The following is a 19,939-nucleotide window of genomic DNA, read 5'->3' on the forward strand; positions in this document are numbered from 1 at the left end:
TAAAGAATTTTTGGGGTGCGATCGCGCACAGATCGGTCTAATGACTGTCATTTTTTTCACATTTAAATGTTTTATTGGAGTAGAGTGCGTTATTGCATTGCTCTAACGCAACCTCTACCCCATCAATTTCCAGTCAACTTAGCTAAAGTCTAGTTATTTGTTTCCTGGTAACTGCTGCGGTTGCATAGGTGACAGTGGTGCAGGATTTACTGAAATAGGTTTGAACGGCTTGAATGTGTTGATATCTACACAGTTGGTGCTATCCAGCTTGGCTCTGAGTTCAGAACTGAAAGTAACTAGCTGCTCAACAAGAGCTTGGCGATCGGTTAAGCAGCCTTTGATTGCCATTAGTTCTCCCAAAGTCCATTCATAGAGATGTCTGTCTGCGTTGTTAATGATCACAGTCAGTTCGTTCCTGATTCTCAAGATTTGGTTGAGAAGCTCGTCCACCTTGATGTTGATTACATTAGCAACCTGGATATTGAATGATTCTCTGTTGCCTATTATGTTGATCAGTTCATCGACGTACTGTGTAACCAAACTCATGAATGTCTGATTCCACTCGTTGCGGACGTTCTCAATCTTGATATCAATATCTCTGTAGACGTTATTAATCTTGTTGTTAATTTCAGTACTGTTGACAACAAAGGTCAAAATCCTGTTGTTAATTTCAGTACTATTGATCACAACATTCTCAATCTGCTGATGAATTTGAGAATTATCGATCAAGATATTCTGAATCTTCTGAGTTATCTGATCGTTATCAAAGATTTGGTTAATAATGACGTTGTTGTTAGTTACATTGTGTTGTAAGCGGCGATCGACATACTGATTCAATACGTCATTATTATTGACAATGTTTTGAGTAATTAACTTGACGTAATTTTGTAGCTTTTGCTCGTAGGTGACATCGATTTGCGTGCTGACATACTGATTAATATCAGTATTGTTATTGACGATGTTTTGAGTAATTAATCTAACAAATGTTTCTCTGCCACCTATTACATTAATCAGTTCATCGACTCGCTGTGTAACCAGACTGATAAATGTCTCATTCCACTCGTTGCGGACATTCTCAATCTTAGTGTTAATTTCAGTGCTGTTGGTAACAAGGTTCACAATACTGTTGTTAACTTCAGTGTTGTTGGTTACGTTTTGCTGTAAGCGTTGGTCAACGTACTGGTTTAACACATCATTATCATTGATAATGTTCTGGGTAATCACTTGAATGTGATTTTGGATCTTTTGCTCAAAGGTGTTGTCGATTTCCTGGTTAAAATACTGTTTAATTTCAGTATTATCATTGATGATATTCTGAGTAATTAAGCTGATATTGTTGCGTATCTTTTGTTCAAAGCTTTGGTCGATTTGTTGATCGACATGCTGGTCAATGTACTGGTTGAGTTCCGGCTTATTGACGATGTTGTTGATAATTAATTCAACATTATTACGTAATTTTTGCTCGAAGGCTTGGTCGATTTCCTGGCTAAAGTACTGTTTAATTTCAGTATTATCATTGATGATATTCTGAGTAATTAAGCTGATATTGTTGCGTATCTTTTGTTCAAAGCTTTGGTCGATTTGTTGATCGACATGCTGGTCAATGTACTGGTTGAGTTCCGGCTTATTGACGATGTTGTTAATAATTAATTCAACATTATTACGTAATTTTTGCTCAAAGCTTTGATCTACTTGCTGATTGACATGCCGATCAATATACTGATTGAGTTCTGGCTTATTAACAATGGTGTTGATAATTAATCCAACGTTGTTACGTAATTTTTCCTCTAAGTTTTGGTCGATTTGCCGATCAACATGCCGATCGATGTACTGGTTAAGTTCCTGCTTATTGACAATGTTGTTAATAATTAATCCAACATTGTTACGTATCCTTTGTTCAAAAGTCTGGTCTACGTACTGGCTGATCTGCTGATTAATTTTCTTTGATACCTCAACGTTAATCTTATCTTCCACAAGCTTGTCTAAATAGCCAGACCAACCTTGCAAGTGCTGGTTCAGACTAAATTCCATCTGCTGTATATAGGCATCCATCGAGAATCTGACCTTTGCCACTTCTACAGCCAAATTCTTAAAGTGCTTCTCGTAGTTCTTGAGTAACCAATTTTCGAGCTGATCCCAATACTTAGCCTCCAACGTCACATCAGCTTCATCTATCACGTTAATAGATGCATCAATCTGCTGTAACTGTTCCTCCCACTTCTTCTTAAACTCGTCTTCGTTAAAACGAAAGGTAAACTCTACCGAACTGCTCGCACCCACTGCTTCACGACTCACAGAGCCACCTGAGCCTTGAATATTTGTAACAGTTTCGGTTGTACTATTTCTTATGGACTCTGTTGTAAGATTTGTAACAGATCCTGTTGTAACAGTTACCTTATTCTCCTGCTTTTCATACTTCTGGGTCAGTTCAGTTGCAGTCACCGGCTCTATTGCCAGAATAATTTGCCCTTCGTTATCTTCCTTGTAGGTGTCAATAAATAAACCTGATAAAGTAGTTTTTTCTTTGACCTCTAAAACTACTTCATCTTTCAGACCATTCAATGAAAACCAAGTTTCTTCAACTTCAATAGCAGTGAGTTTTGTAATAAATTTTCCGCCTTTGGCCCAAATTAAAGCCCAAGGCTCTATGTTAAATTTCTTATTGTCTGACCAATAGGTGGCATTACCTTCACGAATTTTTATCTTATAATTTCCCGGCGTTAATTCAACGAAATTGGAACCCGATTGTCTCAGACTAGCCAAGTTTGCTTCATCCAGCACATAACAATTGCGTTTGCTGTCTACTGTTAATGTCTGAGGATTGAAAAATGGCTTACTACTAGTAATAGAAAGATTAATAGCTCCGCTATTATCAGCACTGTTGACATCAAAAAACAAGGCGTTCAGAACTGCTTTCTTTGTGACTTCTAACTTCAGACTATCATTATATCCATTTAAGGTTGTCCAGGTTGCACCTACTTCAAAACCTGTGTTTTTATTGATAAATGTACTACCATCAGCCCCATATATCCAGAGTAAAACAAAAGGTTCGCCTTCTGTTTTACTCTGGGCATAGCTGTAGCGACCACCACTAATTTTGATATCAAAAGTACCTTTCTCGAAAGTAAATGAAGTTGCAACATTTTGTTGCAGGTTATTCATTTGATCGCTGTCGATAACGTAACAATTATTTTTAGTATCGATGGTTAAAAGACTCATATTCTCTTCCTTGATAACTTTATTTTCTTGAAATTTTGTCTCTTCGGATTTTCCATTGGAGTTTACTTCTGGAGCAATTTCTGCTACTACTGCCGTAGCTGGTTCATAAATAGTGATACCTGCCCAACGGCCTATGGGATCGGTTATGGCAACTAAAGTTCCTTGACCGGTAGTAGTATCAATACGGATTAATTGACCGTCTTTACCTAACTTAAAGAAGTTACCAGTTACGCCATAAAGAATATCACCAACAAACTCCATACTTGCAAGATCGGCAAAGCCAATATCACCAAGATTTTTGACTTTACCTGTATCGAGATTGCAGCTGGCTAATACTTTCTTCTTGTCGTAACCAATCAAGGTAATATAAGCTTTGCCATCAGCATCAAAGGCAACTTCGCCACAGTTGTAGTTTTTATCAGCTACCGTTACTACTGGTGTACCTTTACCTGTTTCAAGATTAATAGTAATCAGTTGTTTAGCAGTTGTGGCGTAGAGGGTATGACGCTGGCGATTATATGCTAAACCAGATGTAGCAAAGCCAATATCACCAATTACAGTAGCATCACCTGAATTAAGATCAATTTTAACTAGTCTGGTCTTATCCTTGTCTTGATCGAGTCCATATAGTTGAGAACCGACAAAAGCAATGTCAGAAACTTCTGTAACTATCTCGCCAATAAAGGTAGCTTTACCAGTGACTAAATCTAGAGTATAAAGTTTGCTTAATTCATTCGAGACACAATCTTGAATATAAACTGCTCCTGGTTTGAGCTTAATTGTTTTAGCTGTACGACTACCACAGATAACTTTTTCTAATACTGCACTAAAACCACTGATAGTGTCTTTATCTGTAAAAGATTGTCCACCTGTTGAGGTTGCAACTCTGTTGTATTCGGTTTTAATACCTTCTTGATGCTTGCTCTTAGAAGTTCCAAAATAGGTGTGAACGGTAACTTCTGCTGATTTGGCTTTTTGGATAGCCAAATCAGCCGCCGTAATATCCTTTTGCTCTGTTTTATCTCCACCCCCTTCGAGTGCTTCATCGCCGAGATAAAAAATCGCTCGTGCTGCACCTTCGCGCCAATCAAAGTATTCTGAGATATCTTCAATGGCACGGGCTGCATCTTCTTGCGCTCCTGCGGACTTTAGTTCTCCTCTTTTTCTACCCCGGAGTTTTGATTCAGATACCTTAGACTTTTGAGTAAGATAAGCTCTGATAGTTTGGTCAAAGTTTGTCCCCTTCCAAATACCTTCTATCCCTAACCAAACTACTCTTAAATCAGAAGGGCAATTAGATTTAGCAGATGCGATCGCACTCATAGCAGCATCACTTAGAGCTTGCGCTTCGTCTTTCATCGAAGGACTAGTATCGATGACGATAACCAAATCAACAGTAGGTATAGAGTTTACTTGTTTATTCATGCTTTTTTCCCTTTTTCTATTGCGGATAAAATTGAAGAATTTCATAATTTGCAGAGCTTTATGAATTTCAATGTAAAGTAGCAAAATGCAAACAATAGACAAAATCATTTTTCATGAAGTTTTGTAAATAGATAAATTAACTATTTACTCAAGCACTTTCACTTCAAATCTATCAAGTTCATAACAACAAAAAAAGCATATTATACTCTATTAGAAAAATAGATTGAACCTTATCTATCTTCTGGACTTTAGACTAAGCAATACAAAACAACTTAGCACTGCTGAGTTAATAAGAGACTGGCTGAAAGTAGGAACAATCGTTAATATTAAACGGTTACAGATGCTTCTTTTAGGGGTGGAATTGCTGTCTTTTTAACTGTTGGGAAACGGTTTTTACGTAGACGAGGTTTTCCCGGTGTCCAGCCTGGGGACTTTCCGCGAGGTTTGGGTGGAACAGCTGGAGTACCAATGGCGGCAAAAACTCCTCCCATAGCTTGAGTTCATAAAATCATCACTTCAAGTCTGGTTGATCACCTACCAAAACATAAGGCCTGATCGCTCTTTGTCACCTTCTGATTAGTCTGCAAATAATCATGGAGCAAATCACAACCCCGTGCCAGTAGTTTTTCCAGTTGGATATCTGCTAAATTCTGGAAAATCACTGTACCATTACCACTACCCGCAGCCAGAGTCTTTCCGTCAGGACTGAAACTAACGCTGGTTAACTCTTGCTTATCACCTTTCAAAGCAATCAGTAATGTCCCTTCTCGGTTCCAAATCCTCACTTTGTCATCACTGCTAGCTGCTAGAGTCTTGCCATCGGGGCTAAAACTGACACTGATGAAACTATCACCATCGCCTGTAAGGTTACTTAGCAAATTACCGTCTCGATTCCAAATCTTCACCGTGCTATCAATGCTAACTGAGGCAATGCTTTGACTATCAGGCGACCAAGCAACCCCATTTACTCGGCGGCTATGACCAGCTAATGTGTATAGTAATTTACCCTCTACACTCCAGATTTTCACATTTTTATCATCACTGGCTGAGGCTAACAATTTACCATCGGGGCTAAAACTTACCCAATTCACTGCATCTTGATGTCCTTGCAAAGTGTTGAGTAGTATACCGTCTCGATTCCAAAGTTTTACCGTTTTATCTTTACTAGCCGAGGCAATTATTTGACCATTCGGCGACCAAGCTACACCCAAGACGGTATCATTATGACCCTGTAAGGTGTTGAGCAGTTTACCGTTGCGGCTCCAAAGTTTTACTGTTTTATCTTTACTAGCCGAAGCGATCGCTTTACCATCAGGACTAAAACTAACTCCCCAAACTTGACCCTGATGCCCCATAAAACTACGGATAAGCTTACCCTCTCGATTGAAAAGTTTTACAGTTTTGTCTCGACTGGCTGCGGCTAAAGTGCGACCTCCAGGGCTAAAACTGATGCTAGTCACCCAATCATCATTAGCTTTGGGCTTTCGCAGTAACACATCGTCCCAACGCCAGAGTTTTACTGTTTTATCCCGACTGGCAGAAGCCAAGGTTCGTCCATCTGGGCTGAAACTGACACTGTTAACCCAATTATTATGTCCCTTCAAGGTTCCCAGCAGGACACCTTGAGAACTCCAAAGTCTGATTGTCTCATCGGTACTTGCGGATGCGATCGTGTTACCATCACGGCTAAAACTGACGCTGGTAACTCCAGCACTATGCCCCGACAAGGTTCGCAGTAGCTTACCCTCTAGATTCCATAATTTAATTGTTTGGTCTAAACTAGCAGAAGCAATCGTTTGACCATCGGGCGACCAAGCTAAACTCAAGACTGCATCATTATGCCCTGAGAAGGTTTTGAGCAACTCACCATTCCGACTCCAAAGCTTGATGGTGTTGTCAGCACTCCCAGAAGCAATAGTTTGACCATCAGTTGACCAAGCAACGCTCAAAACTGCACCATCATGTCCCTGCAACGTTTTGAGTAATTTACCGTCCTGACTCCAAATTTTTACTGTCTTATCTGTACTTGCTGAAGCAATGAGTTGACCATCTTTACTGAAACTAACACTATTCACTACGCCCTGATGCCCTAAAAGAGTAGCAAGCAGTTGACCCTCTCGACTCCAAAGTTTTACTGTCTTATCTTGGCTAGCGGAAGCAATGATTTGACTATCAGGACTGAAGCTGACGCTATTAACTACATCTTGATGCCCCGACAAGGTTTTGACCAAGCTGCCATCGGGACGCCAGAGATTGATTGTAGTGTCTGCACTAGCCGAAGCAATTAAAGAGCGATGGCTTTGCCAACCCCAAGGGGGAACGCTGCTAAATCCAGCACTATTTACCCCAGATATATGCCCGTCGAAACGATTATATTCTCTCAACCCGGAAACTGCCTGATAAAGCGCCGTATGTACTTGCTCTCTTGTATAGGAATCTACCCAGACTGTTTGTTGTAATTTTCTCCCCGCTTTTAAACCTTCCTTTAAAGCATCAATACCTTTTTGCGATGCAAAGAGGGCTTCACTGGATGCACTGAGGGTTTTAATTTCGCTATCTACTGCTGTCACTATGGAAACACTCAATCCTAATATGGCAAGAACGGAAGCAGTTAGAGCGATTTTTAGTGAACGATTTAATTGAGCTTCACTGAGTCTTTGTTTCTTTTGACTTTCTGCTAGTTTTGCTGTTAATTCTTTTTCTTTCAGTTCAGCTCGTAATTGCTCAATTTCTAACTGACTCAATTCTTCTCGCTTGTGTAATTCCCGCAATTCTGTTAATAAATCTAATCCCTGTTGGGGATGAGAATCTACCAATTTGGATCGCTGCTTATTTTGGCTAAGTTCGCTCTTAAGTCGCTCAATCTCAGCTTTACTTTGTTCTACTTTGTAGCGCAACTGATTTAGTTGTACCTGTAAACTAGATTCTTGTTGTTGTAGGTAACGAATCAAGTCTACTAAATAATCATGAATCAATTGATAGCGTTCTGGTACATCGGGAAATAGAACTACTAAACCTGAGCGCACTAAAATGTCTAATACTAACTCTAATTTGCCAGCATCTTCTAGCTCTGCTAGCTGTGCCGCTAATTCAGCATGAGTTTTAAAAGGTCGATTGTTACTTTCATCTGTTAATAAGTATAAGACGAGTAACGCGGCTCGTTCATTTTCTGGGCCACAGTCTTTAATCAGTTCCTTAAGATATCGCTCAATAAGTTTGTTGGGTCTATATGGCTGATATTCTTCTAGTGTAGTAATGCGCTCATCTTGAATTTGCGCTCCGACAACTTGCAACTCAATAGGGCGAACTTCACCAAATTCTGTAGATAAATCTTCGATTAAGGCATCAATTAAAGCAGGTTCTAAATTAAACTGCGATCGCTCGGTCAATTTTCGGATAATTGCTTTGGCGTATTCTGGCGAAAAGTTATTTAACTGATAGCGGATATGCTTGTCGAGAATATTGTTATTAATCGCTTCTAGTGCTGAAAGATGTTTAAAGTCTAATAACCGATGTAAATAATCTTCTCGCAAGGAAAGGATGACTTTGACAAATGGTATTTTCAGGCAATCGCTAATAAATTTATCAAACTCCTGTTTCTGATTGCGATCGCTATAACCAAAGAAAAATTCTTCAAACTGGTCAAAAATTAAAACTGTGATCAGATGATTGTCAGCATTTTCTTTGAGTTGCTGTAAAATTCTGATAATGGCAATAGGTGTTTCAAAGTAGGGCAAAGCCTCCGCTTCAATGGCTGCTTCTGGCTTGATATCAGCGTAAACGGCAAGGGATGCGTCACTAGACATCGCCTCACTTAAAGATTTGCCTAATTCCCGTGCCCAATCGGTATAAACTTGTAGTACCACAGGCACAGCTATTTGATCGCCAATGGCTCGGTTTTGCAGTGCTGGAACTAAACCCGCAGTGACGGTAGAACTCTTACCCACCCCTGATTGACCATGAATCACCGTCAGCTTTTGATCGGCGCGGCTAATTCTGCCAATTAAGTTATTAATATCACGCTCTCGACCAGAAGCCGCAATTTCTAAAGCGACGCTGCTGCTACCAGAATGTGACATCAATGCTGGGTTTGTCGCCTGTCTTTGGGGTTGCAAGCGGCCTGCACCAATAAAAGCCCGAAAACCATACTGCTGCTCAACAGAACGCCGTTTCTGTCGAATGTAATAGGCTTCCAGATATCGCCCTTCTTCAAAGTATAGCGATCGCAGTGTCCGCAATAAGCGGATATAACGATGGGCATCGTATTGATGGGCACTGTTTTCTAAAGCTGATGACAGTTCTTTTGTTGCCTTGTCTAAGTATTCACGAGCGACTTCTAGCTCACCTAAATTTCGCTGTGCTTTCGCCAATACTAAATAAGAAATTTGCCCCAGTAGTAATGGAAATAAGCAGTTATAAGGGTCATTGTGCTTTTGCGCCTCACCTAATTTCAGCAATGATACGTGTGCTAATATACTCGCCTGTACCCACCGCGACTGCTGGACAGCCACTTGCGCCAGAAAACCGTAGTCACAAGCTAATTGGATTTGACTACCATAAGTTTGATGTAACTCCAAAGACTTTTGAGCAACCGTCTGCAACTCCTCCCACTCTTGCAGATATTGCAAAACCTCTGCAAGTTGATTAATAAATCCAGCAACTATATCTAAACGCCCAGCCATCTGCAAGATATTCAAGCATTGCTGAAAATAAGATTTTGCTGTGTACCAATGGCGGCGATTTTCTGTTTGATTTTGCTCTGCAAAACGGCAATAACACAACCCAATATAAAACAGCAAAATTCCCTGTCGCAGCAGTAGAGGAGATGGGGGAGATGGAGGAGATGAGGAAGAAAATACTTCTTTATCCCCCTGATGTCCCTCTGCTTCCCCTGCTCCCCTGCTCCCCTGCTCCTCTGCCCCTCTGCCCCTCTGCTCCCCTGCTTTCCCTATCTCGACTAACTTTTGCCAAACTTGCAAGCTTTGCTGAAAATGGCTTAAAGCTGTATTAATGCGATCGCTAATATAGTTATCTAGACCAAAAACAAATTCTAAACTAGCGTATAATTCTGGCTCTAAGGTAATACCACGATTGTGCAACTCTTTAATGGCAAAGTGCAGTTCATAACTATGTTTCCAGACTTGCTCCACGGTGGAATAATGCTTTGCAACTTGAGGAGGTTGGTGTTGTGCAGCATCGGTTGGTAACACCGTAGCAAACAAAGAGTCAGTTTCCTGTTGCAGAAATTGCCGCAATGATTGAGTTGTCATCTCAAATCGAATCGGTGTAGCTGCCCAACTAGCAAAATCTGGTGCTAAACGGACTACCTTTTGCAACACTTCTTCATTCACCCACAAAATCATCGGAAATGGGTGGCGTTTGCGAAATTCATCTCGAATATGATTGATAGACCTTAGTAAATCATCGATTCCATCTACTGACTCTAAACCCAAAATCATCAACGCCGATGGCGGATTAGTTTCAGTTACCAGTTGTAAATGAATACTTGTGTAAAGGCTTCTAGCATTATGCGGCAGAACTACCTTTTGAATTTGGTGTACTCCTGAAGAAAGTTCTTCGAGTCGTTGCAGCATAAGTTCTTGCAAAACTCGATAATTGCAGCACACCAAAACCAAGGAGAATTGACCGCTAGAAAGGGCAATTGCTCTCCCCAAACTTCGCAAAGCACGCTCGTTAGCTACTCTTACATCTACTTGTGGGTGTCGTTCAACCATGATTTAAATTTTTCCGTCTCTGCTAAAACTGGGTTGACGGCAAACCAAGCTCCCTGATGATCACGGTATTCAAATACAAATAAACTTCGCAATAGAGTGTGGTATTCTATATCACCTCTAACCCTCTGCTGTTGTACTACCTGAAAGATTAATTCCCACTCATGGGGGTCGATGGCGTTGGCTCGGTAATCTCGCTGTCTTTGAATCACCAAATCGACACATTCCCGTTCAAATGGTGGATCTTGTTCTCGCAGACAGTCAAACAGTAACCCCAGTAAGTCGCGGACATGACCACCACTAATTAGGCACAATCGATCTAGGGTTTCTAGACTATCAAACACTTCTGTAATTAAGCCTAACCGATCGCTAGGCAAAATGTCTGGAAAAGCTCTAGCTAGAACCATTTGCCGCAACATTGCTAGCCCTTGCGGAAAAATCTCGCCAGAGCGTAGACGCACGGGTATCATCGGTAATACTTTTGGTGCAACTCCTCCCCCTAAACGATGCTGAAGTTCGGCGCTATCGTTGGAGAAAGTTAGGGCTAGGGGAATAGTGTAGACTACATGACAATTTAATTTGCGTAACTGTTCACCGCGCTGAATAAATAGGTATTCTGGTAGCGATCGCCCCGATGGTAAAGGTCGTATTGCAACTCTATCCAAGTTATCAACAATTACCACCAATCCTTTTTTTCCCCTGGTTTTCAGTTCCTTGGTGGCACGTTCTAGCAATTCTTGATTAATTGCCTGTAAAATATTTGCTGTTCGCGGTTCTAGATAATCTCTTAACCGTCGCCGTAATTGGGGACTTTCTTTCGTTTTAGCGGTGATTTTGGCAATCCCTACAGACAACTCTGCTTCTACCCCAAAGTCAATTGGTGTTTGCAGAAAATCCACAAGTTCACCAAATAACTTGGTAAAGTAGGTAGGCTTGAGACTGATTCTCATGGCTTCTAGGCTTTCACTCACCTGTCCTGCGATCGCCAATAAAATATCAGTCACATCCACATCGGCCATTTCTAAGACATGGGTAGACTCAAAGTAAACTACATGAAATTGCTGCACTTCTAATTCAGCTTTGAGGCGCAACAACTCCGTTGATTTACCACAGCCGAGATGTCCGGTAAATAGCTGACAAGTTGGTATATCCGGCGAAATTCTAGCGATCGTCCGCTGCAAAGCTTCGATAATTTTACCACCCCGCACCGCAGCAAAATCGATATAGTATCTGCGATCGCTGGGGTTTCCTATGATTAGAGGTCTGCTCGGATTGCAAGCCTGATAAAATCTTTCTAAATCTAGGAGCATAACTAATCTAGTTCACTCAGGAATAGGGATAACAAAATCTGCTGAATAAATATATTGATTTTAGGGAATTTATCTCTTAATTTAAGTACATTTCAATCAAACTACTAACTAAACTAGCAGCATTCCGGATAATTGTTCATATCTGAAGTTTGATATGACACATAATAATCCTGATATTTTAGTTGAAGTAAGCAGAAATACTACTATAAGTACAAATAGCAAAAATCCCTAATATTAAATAAGGTACTCTTATGAATATTAAAAATATCCAGCACAAAAAAAGGTACGTCAAGTACAATTTTGTAGCGCTATTAAATATATAGCGGTACACAATTGCATGTAATATAGACCACAAGCGGAATAGAAACATGCAAGCGCCAGAAAACGAAGCGATGCCTGTGGCAAACTTCTCTAGGAGAGGCTACACCAATACTAACGCCGCGCGGATGAAGGAGCTATTAACACTATTAGTATAAAATAAACTGTCGTATTCCCAGCAGTTAGAACTACGCGACCGGATTCTGGGTTTACTTCTAATGGTGGCAGCAGTATCAACACTACTGTGGCGACAAGTATCATCGGTGATTAAATCGAGAAGACTTGTTGTGGTGCAAAGCGGCTTGCGTATCACAATGCCTTATTGTCTCAGTGATTTCTAGGTTTCCAGGATCGATATTTTTTCCCAATAAATATACCTATTGAGAATCAATACCTTTTTCTTAAGTTGTTACCAATATGCAGAGTCTAGTACCGGGATAACAATGGTAAGCCTGCGAGGAAACTCTAAAAGACTTGTGTCACCGTAATCTCTAATAGACAATTATTGCTACGCTAGCAATAGTTTATCTTCTCTTCTCTAGCACCTAACCCATCCATCAAGGCTTATTGCTTACTTTAATAATCTCTTATTTATAACCCCCGACTGAATGCGAGGGTTGTTAATGCTGAAAAATTGATTTGTAATTTTGATTTTATTGGGATGCTGCTAATGGGGGTTCAGCCTCTAAATGCAGCCATAATCGTCTTCCCACGATTCGTGATTCAGTAGGTCGATAATTCTATCTCTGAGTAGAAATTCGTTTTTTTCTAACTCAAGTTCAAAATTAACCCAGTCACGATGAGGAATATATTTACAGAGGGTATAAATTGGCTGCTGACGGTTAATAAGTCCCTTTTTGACAAGTTGAAGTGCTTCTTCCTTGATAACCTCGATGTCGTATGTAACGGTAGTATTCATAGGTCGTTCCTTTGTTTTCAATCAAGGAATTAAGAATCAAAACAATAACTGCTTTGACTCTCCCTTAAACTTATCAAATAAAATTGGCGAGAATTGTGAAGAATCAAGACATTAATCCTTGCTGGAAGTTAGATATGTCAGTAATATACTCTTTGGGGTTCCGAGTATACCCCCTCTAGATAGATTGTTACAGAGCAAGAAGGCTGGCACATCTAGGCGACTTGCCAAAAGCTAGGCTAGGGTAAAGAACATTCTCTAGAGAACTTATAATACTATGCTCCTGAATCTTGATAAAGTTCGCCAATATTTTCCTGCTCTAGCTGGTGAATGGACTTTTTTTGATAATGCTGGCGGGTCACAAACTCTGAAAAAAGTAGTAGATAGAATTAGTGAATTTCTCTTAAGTTCTGATGTCCAGTTGGGAGCTTCGTATGGGGTTTCTCAACTTGCAGGAGAACGATTAGCCCTAGCAACTAGCGGAATGGCTAGTTTCATTAATGCCAATTCTTCTAAAGAAGTGGTCATGGGCCCATCTACTACCATGATGTTGAGAGTTCTCTCAATTTGTTTGGGTCAAACCTTCACACCTGGCGATGAGATTATTGTTACTAATTGTGACCATGAGGCTAATATTGGTGCTTGGGTTGCTCTTGAAAAACAAGGAATGAAGGTGAAAGTGTGGCAAATTCGCCCAGACACCTTGGAACTTCATTTAGCAGATTTAGAACCATTGATGAGTCAGCGTACCAAACTAGTAGCCTTGACTCATGCTTCTAATGTTCTGGGAACTATCAACCCAATTAAAGAAATTGCTGCCTTTGTACACGATCGCAACGCGATGATTTGTGTGGATGGTGTAGCTTATGCACCCCACAGATTAGTTGATGTTCAAGATTTGGATGTCGATTTCTATGCTTTGAGTTGTTATAAAGTCTATGGGCCACATCATGCCTTACTTTATGGCAAAGAAGAACATTTGTTAAGATTGCCTGGTCTTAACCATTATTTTATTGAACAGACAGATATACCTTATAAATTTCAGTTAGGTAATGTCAATTTTGAATTAAGTTATGGAATGTTAGGTTTATGTGATTACTTGAGTGAATTAGCACAACTACACTATGGAAATGAAACTGCACCTGATTTGAGAAATCAAATGGTGCAGGCGTTTGATTTAATTAGCCTACATGAAGAAAAGATTAGCGATCGCCTCCTAAATTACCTCAATAGCAAGTCTAATGTGCGAGTGATTGGTCAATCGAAGGCTGATCGTGAATTTCGTGTGCCAACTATATCTTTTATAGTAGATGGAATACATAGTTCAACCATTCCAGAAAAAATTGACCAACATTTTATTGGAATTCGCTATGGAGACTTTTATGCTAAACGCCTAATTGAATACTTGGGGTTAGCATCCCAAGGTGGAATAGTTCGGGTGAGTATGGTGCATTACAACACCCTGGAGGAAGTTAACAGCTTGATTGAGGCTTTTGAGCAGATATTTTAACCATTACTAAGCTGCAAAACTTGTACCTCTTCTTGTGGGTAAATTAGTGTTTTACCCACCGGAAGAACAGCTAAGGCATTGGTTTGAGCTAAATTAATTAAATTACCGGAACTGTGACTACCACCAGCTTTATAAAATTCGTAAATTCCATCAATTAAATGCAATTTACCCCAAAGGTAAGTTTCACGCTTACCATCCGATCGCAATTCATCATGCGATCGCACTTTCAAAAACACTGGTTCCCAATTTTCCGTAATTCCCGAAAGTTTCTTGATTGCTGGCAGCACAAACCGCCAAAATGTTACTAACACAGCCGCAGGGTTTCCTGGTAAACCAAAATAAAGTGGGGAGTTTGTAGAGACGCGATTCATCGCGTCTGTAGGATTAATCGCGTTTCTACTGGGGAAAGTGGCGACAGTGAGGGGTTTCCCTGGCCTCATTGCCACAGCCCGAATGTGAATTTTTGCTCCTAGCGATGCGAGAATTTTGTCAACATAGTCATAATCTCCCACTGAGACGCCACCAGAAGAAAGAACTATATCAGCGATCGCAACTGTGTGGGTAATGACTTTCTCCAGAGCAACTGGATCATCTTTCACAATGCCTAAAATCAACGGTTCTGCGCCACTTTGTCTCACTAAAGCTGCCAGTGCATACTGATTAGAATCCACAATTTGCCCTGATTGCAGCGGTTGATCAACTGTCACCAACTCATCACCAGTGGAAAATATTGCGACACGTGGACGGCGGTAAACATTTAATTGCAGACATTGTGCTGCTGCCAATACGGCAATTTCTGGGGCATTTAACTTAATTCCTGCTGGTAGTAGTTGTGTTCCAGCTTGGTAAAAAGATGCTTTGTGTCTGACAAATTCTTGCGGTTTTGGTGAATCCAGGATGAATACGCGGTTTGCCTCCCGACGTGTCCTCTCTTGGATAACTATAGTATCTGCACCTGCTGGGATCACCGCACCTGTAAAAATTCGCGCGGCTTGCCCTGTTTGAATCGTAGACTTGGGCTGATACCCAGCCGGAATATCCTCAACAATTTCTAAAACGGCTGGTTGTTCAGCGTTAGAGTGCTGTACATCTTCGTAGCGAACTGCGTAGCCATCCATTGCCGAATTATCCCAATGGGGAAAATCTAACGGACTGGTGACAGGTGTTGCCAAAATCCGACTATCGGCTGCGAATAAATCTACAACTTCAGTATCCCGCTGGTGATCCAACGGCTGCACCAAATTTAAAATAATTGCTTCTGCATCGCTGACTGATAACATAGCGATCGCCTCCGACTTTTTACTTTTATCCCTGTAAATTAACACTAAGGACTCAATCAACAGAGCAGATACAGTAATTACGAATTCCGCAAAGCGCTAATAGCTTTTTTCTGCTTGAGAGTAAATCCCAAACTACACACTGCTAGCAAACCTACAATTATGCTTCCTTCGGGGACTCTGGATACCTGAACCGAATTGTTACTTAAATCTAGTATTTGCTTTGTCCCTGCTGCATCTCTATTGTTAAAACCAAATTCTTTAGCTAGAACCTCATCACTAAAACCTTCATCTATGAGTGCGAGATTATTATTAAGCCATGTGTCGCCAGGTATCTCATCATCCTTGCCAACATCAAAAGGGCCAAAGATTTGCTGAGTAGTGTTATCAAAGTTGAATCTCAAAAAGCCGTAGTTAGATACACCACTAAGCACTGGAGTGAAACTATTTATGAGATTACTCAAGGGATCAAAGAAGGAAATTGAGAGAGACTGCAAGTTCTTCGTAGCTCCCAAACCTGCTTCAGAAATGACGTTGGGAGCAGTTGTTGCATCATAGTTAAATGAACCTTTAGCTGAATAACCAGTTTCTCCCTTCCAGTTAAAGTTAAACTCAGCAGCATTAGCTAGGTCGTTAGTAGGTATGGCGATCGCTAACGCTAAAGCAGTAGTCGTCACCATACCAATAGCTGTTTTAGCAAACAGATGTATCATGATACAACTCCCAAGTTAATCAAAATTAATTTTCTACAACAATACAAAATTTCCCAAAAACAGACTCTTGTGGGGTAGGTTCTTGCCCGCTCTAACTATGGAACTTTTATGTATAACAGTTTAAACGCCAAACCCAAATCATCACCTTAATATTAAAAACAGGAGCAATTATTTCCCAACCCCTAACTAAAAATACCTATTTTGTATGACTATCGAACGACTTCCCCAAAAACACTATCCCAAGGCTGAAATTGGGCGGCGAGGTATGGCATTGGGACTTGATTTCCTTGGTGTCTGGTTAGTCAGTTCCCTACTGGGAGGCGGTGATATCGGTATTCAATTTGTGCAAATCCTAGTTTTTGTCATACTTTGGCTATTTTTACGGGTGTTAGTGGTATACAACAATCAAGGGCAAAGCTTAGGGCGTTGGGCGTTCGACTTAAAGGTGTTGGAAGTCGAAGATGGGGAAATAATGGGCAGAATTCCAGCTTTACTCTCGCTGATGAAGCGAGAGACAATCATCGGCTTGAGTGCGCTTTTAGTATCAATTGCCCTGAGCAATATTAGAGCCAATCCCACTGCTATACTGCTAGTACTTCCCCTAGCAATTGATTGTGGGACTGCCTTATCTGATGCCCAGATGCGGCAGGCTTTACACGATCGCTATTGTGGAACTTTCATCGTTTCGTCGCGTCGTGGCTACTCGCTCGATATAAAAATCAAAAGATTAGTTGAAAATATGCGGCAGAATGTGAGAAGATAGTCATTTGTGTTAATTCTCTTCAGGCTTCACTGTTTGTAAGATTATGGCTAAGAGTAAAGGTGCCCGCATTATTGTGACACTAGAGTGTACCGAGTGTCGGACAAATTCAGATAAGCGTTCTGCTGGTGTTTCACGTTATACCAGTACCAAGAATCGCCGCAACACCACTAACCGGCTAGAACTGAAAAAGTTCTGCACCCACTGCAACAAACATACTGTTCACAAGGAAATTAAGTAGAGATGAGTTATTTCCGTCGTCGCCTTTCTCCAATCAAGCCAGGAGAACCAATCGATTATAAAGATGTTGATTTATTGCGTAAGTTTGTCACCGAGCGGGGTAAAATATTGCCACGTCGGATTACTGGGCTTACCTCTCAGCAACAGCGAGAGTTGACATTAGCAATTAAGCGTTCGCGGATTGTGGCCTTGTTGCCATTTATCAATGCCGAAGGCTAAAAAGAGGAGAGACGCGATTAATCGCGTCTGTACAGGAGTTAAGAATCAAAACTCCTAACTCCTAACTCCTAATTTAAAACTATTTAATTAAACTGTTCACCAAATTAAAGTGCGAGAGTTGTGGAGAAGGGGACGCTAGTTGAATTTAGGGTTCAAGGCGATCGCCGTCTGGGCATCGTAGAACGTCCAGACGGTAAAACCCGCTGGTTTGTGGTAGACGAACGTGGTCAATCCCACAGCCTCGCGCCTAGACAAATAACTTATACAGTTACCGGACAGACTTACAAGCCCTCTGACATTGCCAGTTTTTTGGAACAGGTCAAGCCTTATGTAGACCCATCTAGCTTAGAGGTAGCTTGGGAATTACTGGTTGAAGATGGGGAAACAGTCACCCCAAACCTGATGGCGAATCTGCTATTTTCGGAATCAGCCGCGCCTCATTGTTACGCCGCCTATTGCTTGTTATCAGACGACAAACTTTATTTCAAGCAAAAAGGAGACGCTTATGAAGCCCGAACTGCTTCTCAAGTGGCAGAACGCAAGCACCAACTGGAAGTAGAGGCACTAAAAGCTAAGGGACAGCAGGAATTTTTAATTCGTGTAGAGCAGGCGCTTAAAGGTGAAGCAGTAGAATGGCAGCGTCATGATCGCCAGCGCTTAGAAGGACTAGAGAAATACGCAGCGCTACTTGCTGACACCGTGCGGACGGGAGTAAACTATGACTCCTTGGCTCGCGCTTATCCGCCAAGCGCTCCGGTATTAGAAACTATGACCATGCTGGGACGACCCACAACACCCCAAGGAGCCTTTCAATTATTGGTAGATTTGGGTTGGTGGAGTCCTTATGAAAACTTGTTCCTGCGTCGTTCTTCAATTCCGATTCAGTTTCCTAATAAGGTATTAGAAGTGGCGCAACAGCGTTTGGATTTCCCGCCGATTGACTCAGATGCAAACCGCCTGGATCTGACTCACCTGAAGGTCTACACCATTGATGATGAAACTACCACAGAGATCGACGATGGTCTAAGTTGGGAAGTACTCCCCGATGGACGGGAACGGATTTGGGCGCATATTGCCGATCCTACTAGATGGTTAGTGCCGGAAGATGAATTAGATTTGGAAGCCAGAAAGCGGGGTAGTACAGTCTATTTACCTACGGGAATGATTCCCATGTTTCCAGAGGTGTTGGCAACTGGGCCAATGAGTCTGATACAGGGAAAGGTTTGTTACGCCCTCAGTTTCGGGATTATTTTAGGTACAACTGGGGTAGTAGAAGATTACAGCATTCATACCAGTTTAATTAAGCCGACTTATCGCCTCACCTACGAAGATGTAGATGAAATGCTGCAATTACGAGTACAAGCAGAACCAGAAATTGCAGCGATCGCAACTTGGGCCCAGCGGCGCAAAGCTTGGCGTTATGCTCAAGGGGCAATTAGCATCACCATGCCCGAAGCAACGATCAAAGTCAAAGGTGACGAGATCAACATTGACATTTTGGACGATTCCCCGTCGCGGCAACTGGTAGCAGAAATGATGATTGTTGCCGGTGAAGTTGCGGCTCGTTATGGTAAAGCTCACAACATCCCTTTGCCATTTCGCGGTCAGCCGCAACCGGAATTACCCCCAGACGAAGAATTACTCCTACTTCCGGCTGGATTCGTTCGCGCCTGTGCCATGCGTCGTTGTATGCCCAAGAGTGAAATGAGCATTACGCCTCTGCGTCATGCTGGTTTGGGTTTGGATACTTATACCCAAGCAACCTCTCCCATTCGTCGCTACAGTGACTTGCTTACCCACTTCCAACTTAAAGCCCACTTACGGGGTGAAGTTTTACCATTTTCCGCAGAACAACTTAAAGAAGTGATGATGAATGTAACCAGCATCACCCAAGAGTTGACGATGGTGGAACGGCAAACTAATAGATATTATGCTCTAGAGTATTTACGCCGTCATCCAGAGGAAACCTGGGATGTGACAGTGTTGATGTGGTTGCGGGAAGACAGCAACTTAGCCCTAATTTTGTTAGAAGATTTGGGCTTGCAGTTACCAATGACTTTCAAACGTTCTGTGAATTTAGGCGAACAGATAGTAGTGAAAGTTAGCCACGCCGATCCACAAAAAGATATGATCCAGTTTCAAGAAATAATTTATCAAGAAGCCCAAACAGCGGCAAATTAACCTTGCTGCAACTCCTTTCAGTTAACATATAGCCCTCTTTCAAGAAACACATTCCGTGGAGTGAGAAATAGGGATAGAAAATCAAACTTCAGTAACTTTGCTAGGTATTGCAGACCAGT

General features: G+C 41.4%; 12 protein-coding genes. 5 read left to right on the top strand and 7 right to left on the bottom strand.

Annotated features, from left to right (window positions below):
- Positions 1-153: 153 nt before the first annotated feature.
- The 5 genes from ACWATR_RS06610 to ACWATR_RS06630 form a co-directional block, all read right to left on the bottom strand.
- On the bottom strand, positions 154-4,644 hold the full coding sequence (locus tag ACWATR_RS06610; protein ID WP_460330660.1) for a YncE family protein: 4,491 nt from the start codon (positions 4,642-4,644) through the stop codon (positions 154-156).
- Between the two features lie 326 nt (positions 4,645-4,970).
- Positions 4,971-5,135, bottom strand: a complete 165-nt coding sequence (locus ACWATR_RS06615; RefSeq protein WP_460330662.1) for a hypothetical protein — start codon at positions 5,133-5,135, stop codon at positions 4,971-4,973.
- 39 nt (positions 5,136-5,174) lie between these two features.
- On the bottom strand, positions 5,175-10,379 hold the full coding sequence (locus ACWATR_RS06620; RefSeq protein ID WP_460330665.1) for a WD40 domain-containing protein: 5,205 nt from the start codon (positions 10,377-10,379) through the stop codon (positions 5,175-5,177).
- Positions 10,355-11,686, bottom strand: a complete 1,332-nt coding sequence (locus tag ACWATR_RS06625) for a P-loop NTPase fold protein (RefSeq protein WP_460330668.1) — start codon at positions 11,684-11,686, stop codon at positions 10,355-10,357. Before ACWATR_RS06625 ends, ACWATR_RS06620 begins: the two co-directional genes overlap by 25 nt.
- Positions 11,687-12,689: 1,003 nt before the next feature.
- Entirely contained in the window at positions 12,690-12,923 is a 234-nt protein-coding gene (locus ACWATR_RS06630) for a DUF4327 family protein (protein ID WP_181930704.1), read from the bottom strand.
- Positions 12,924-13,197: 274 nt separating this feature from the next.
- On the opposite strand from ACWATR_RS06630, the gene ACWATR_RS06635 reads away from it, so the two are divergent.
- Positions 13,198-14,430: a cysteine desulfurase-like protein gene (locus ACWATR_RS06635; protein ID WP_460330671.1), complete on the top strand. Its 1,233-nt coding sequence runs from the start codon at positions 13,198-13,200 to the stop codon at positions 14,428-14,430.
- Here ACWATR_RS06635 and ACWATR_RS06640 read toward each other — a convergent pair.
- Both ACWATR_RS06640 and ACWATR_RS06645 read right to left on the bottom strand, forming a co-directional pair.
- The gene (locus ACWATR_RS06640; protein ID WP_460340245.1) at positions 14,427-15,710 is read right to left on the bottom strand and encodes a molybdopterin molybdotransferase MoeA; all 1,284 of its coding nucleotides are present in this window, start codon (positions 15,708-15,710) and stop codon (positions 14,427-14,429) included. The two genes, ACWATR_RS06635 and ACWATR_RS06640, sit on opposite strands and share 4 nt — an antisense overlap.
- Positions 15,711-15,787: 77 nt before the next feature.
- On the bottom strand, positions 15,788-16,420 hold the full coding sequence (locus tag ACWATR_RS06645) for a PEP-CTERM sorting domain-containing protein (protein ID WP_460330673.1): 633 nt from the start codon (positions 16,418-16,420) through the stop codon (positions 15,788-15,790).
- Positions 16,421-16,625: 205 nt separating this feature from the next.
- Here ACWATR_RS06645 and ACWATR_RS06650 point away from each other — a divergent pair, with 205 nt between their 5' ends.
- The 4 genes from ACWATR_RS06650 (at position 16,626) to ACWATR_RS06665 (ending at position 19,820) form a co-directional block, all read left to right on the top strand.
- Complete coding sequence (locus tag ACWATR_RS06650) at positions 16,626-17,183, top strand: RDD family protein (RefSeq protein ID WP_460330676.1); 558 nt, start codon at positions 16,626-16,628, stop codon at positions 17,181-17,183.
- 43 nt (positions 17,184-17,226) lie between these two features.
- Complete coding sequence (rpmG, locus tag ACWATR_RS06655) at positions 17,227-17,421, top strand: 50S ribosomal protein L33 (RefSeq protein WP_094333178.1); 195 nt, start codon at positions 17,227-17,229, stop codon at positions 17,419-17,421.
- A 2-nt stretch (positions 17,422-17,423) separates the two neighbouring features.
- A complete protein-coding gene (rpsR, locus tag ACWATR_RS06660) occupies positions 17,424-17,639 on the top strand; it encodes a 30S ribosomal protein S18 (RefSeq protein ID WP_012411240.1) in 216 nt (71 codons plus the stop codon).
- 120 nt (positions 17,640-17,759) lie between these two features.
- Positions 17,760-19,820 carry a ribonuclease catalytic domain-containing protein gene (locus tag ACWATR_RS06665; protein WP_460330681.1) on the top strand — a complete coding sequence of 687 codons (2,061 nt, stop codon included), beginning with the start codon at positions 17,760-17,762 and terminating at the stop codon, positions 19,818-19,820.
- Positions 19,821-19,939: the final 119 nt, after the last annotated feature.

Source organism: Nostoc sp. UIC 10890 (assembly GCF_054786515.1).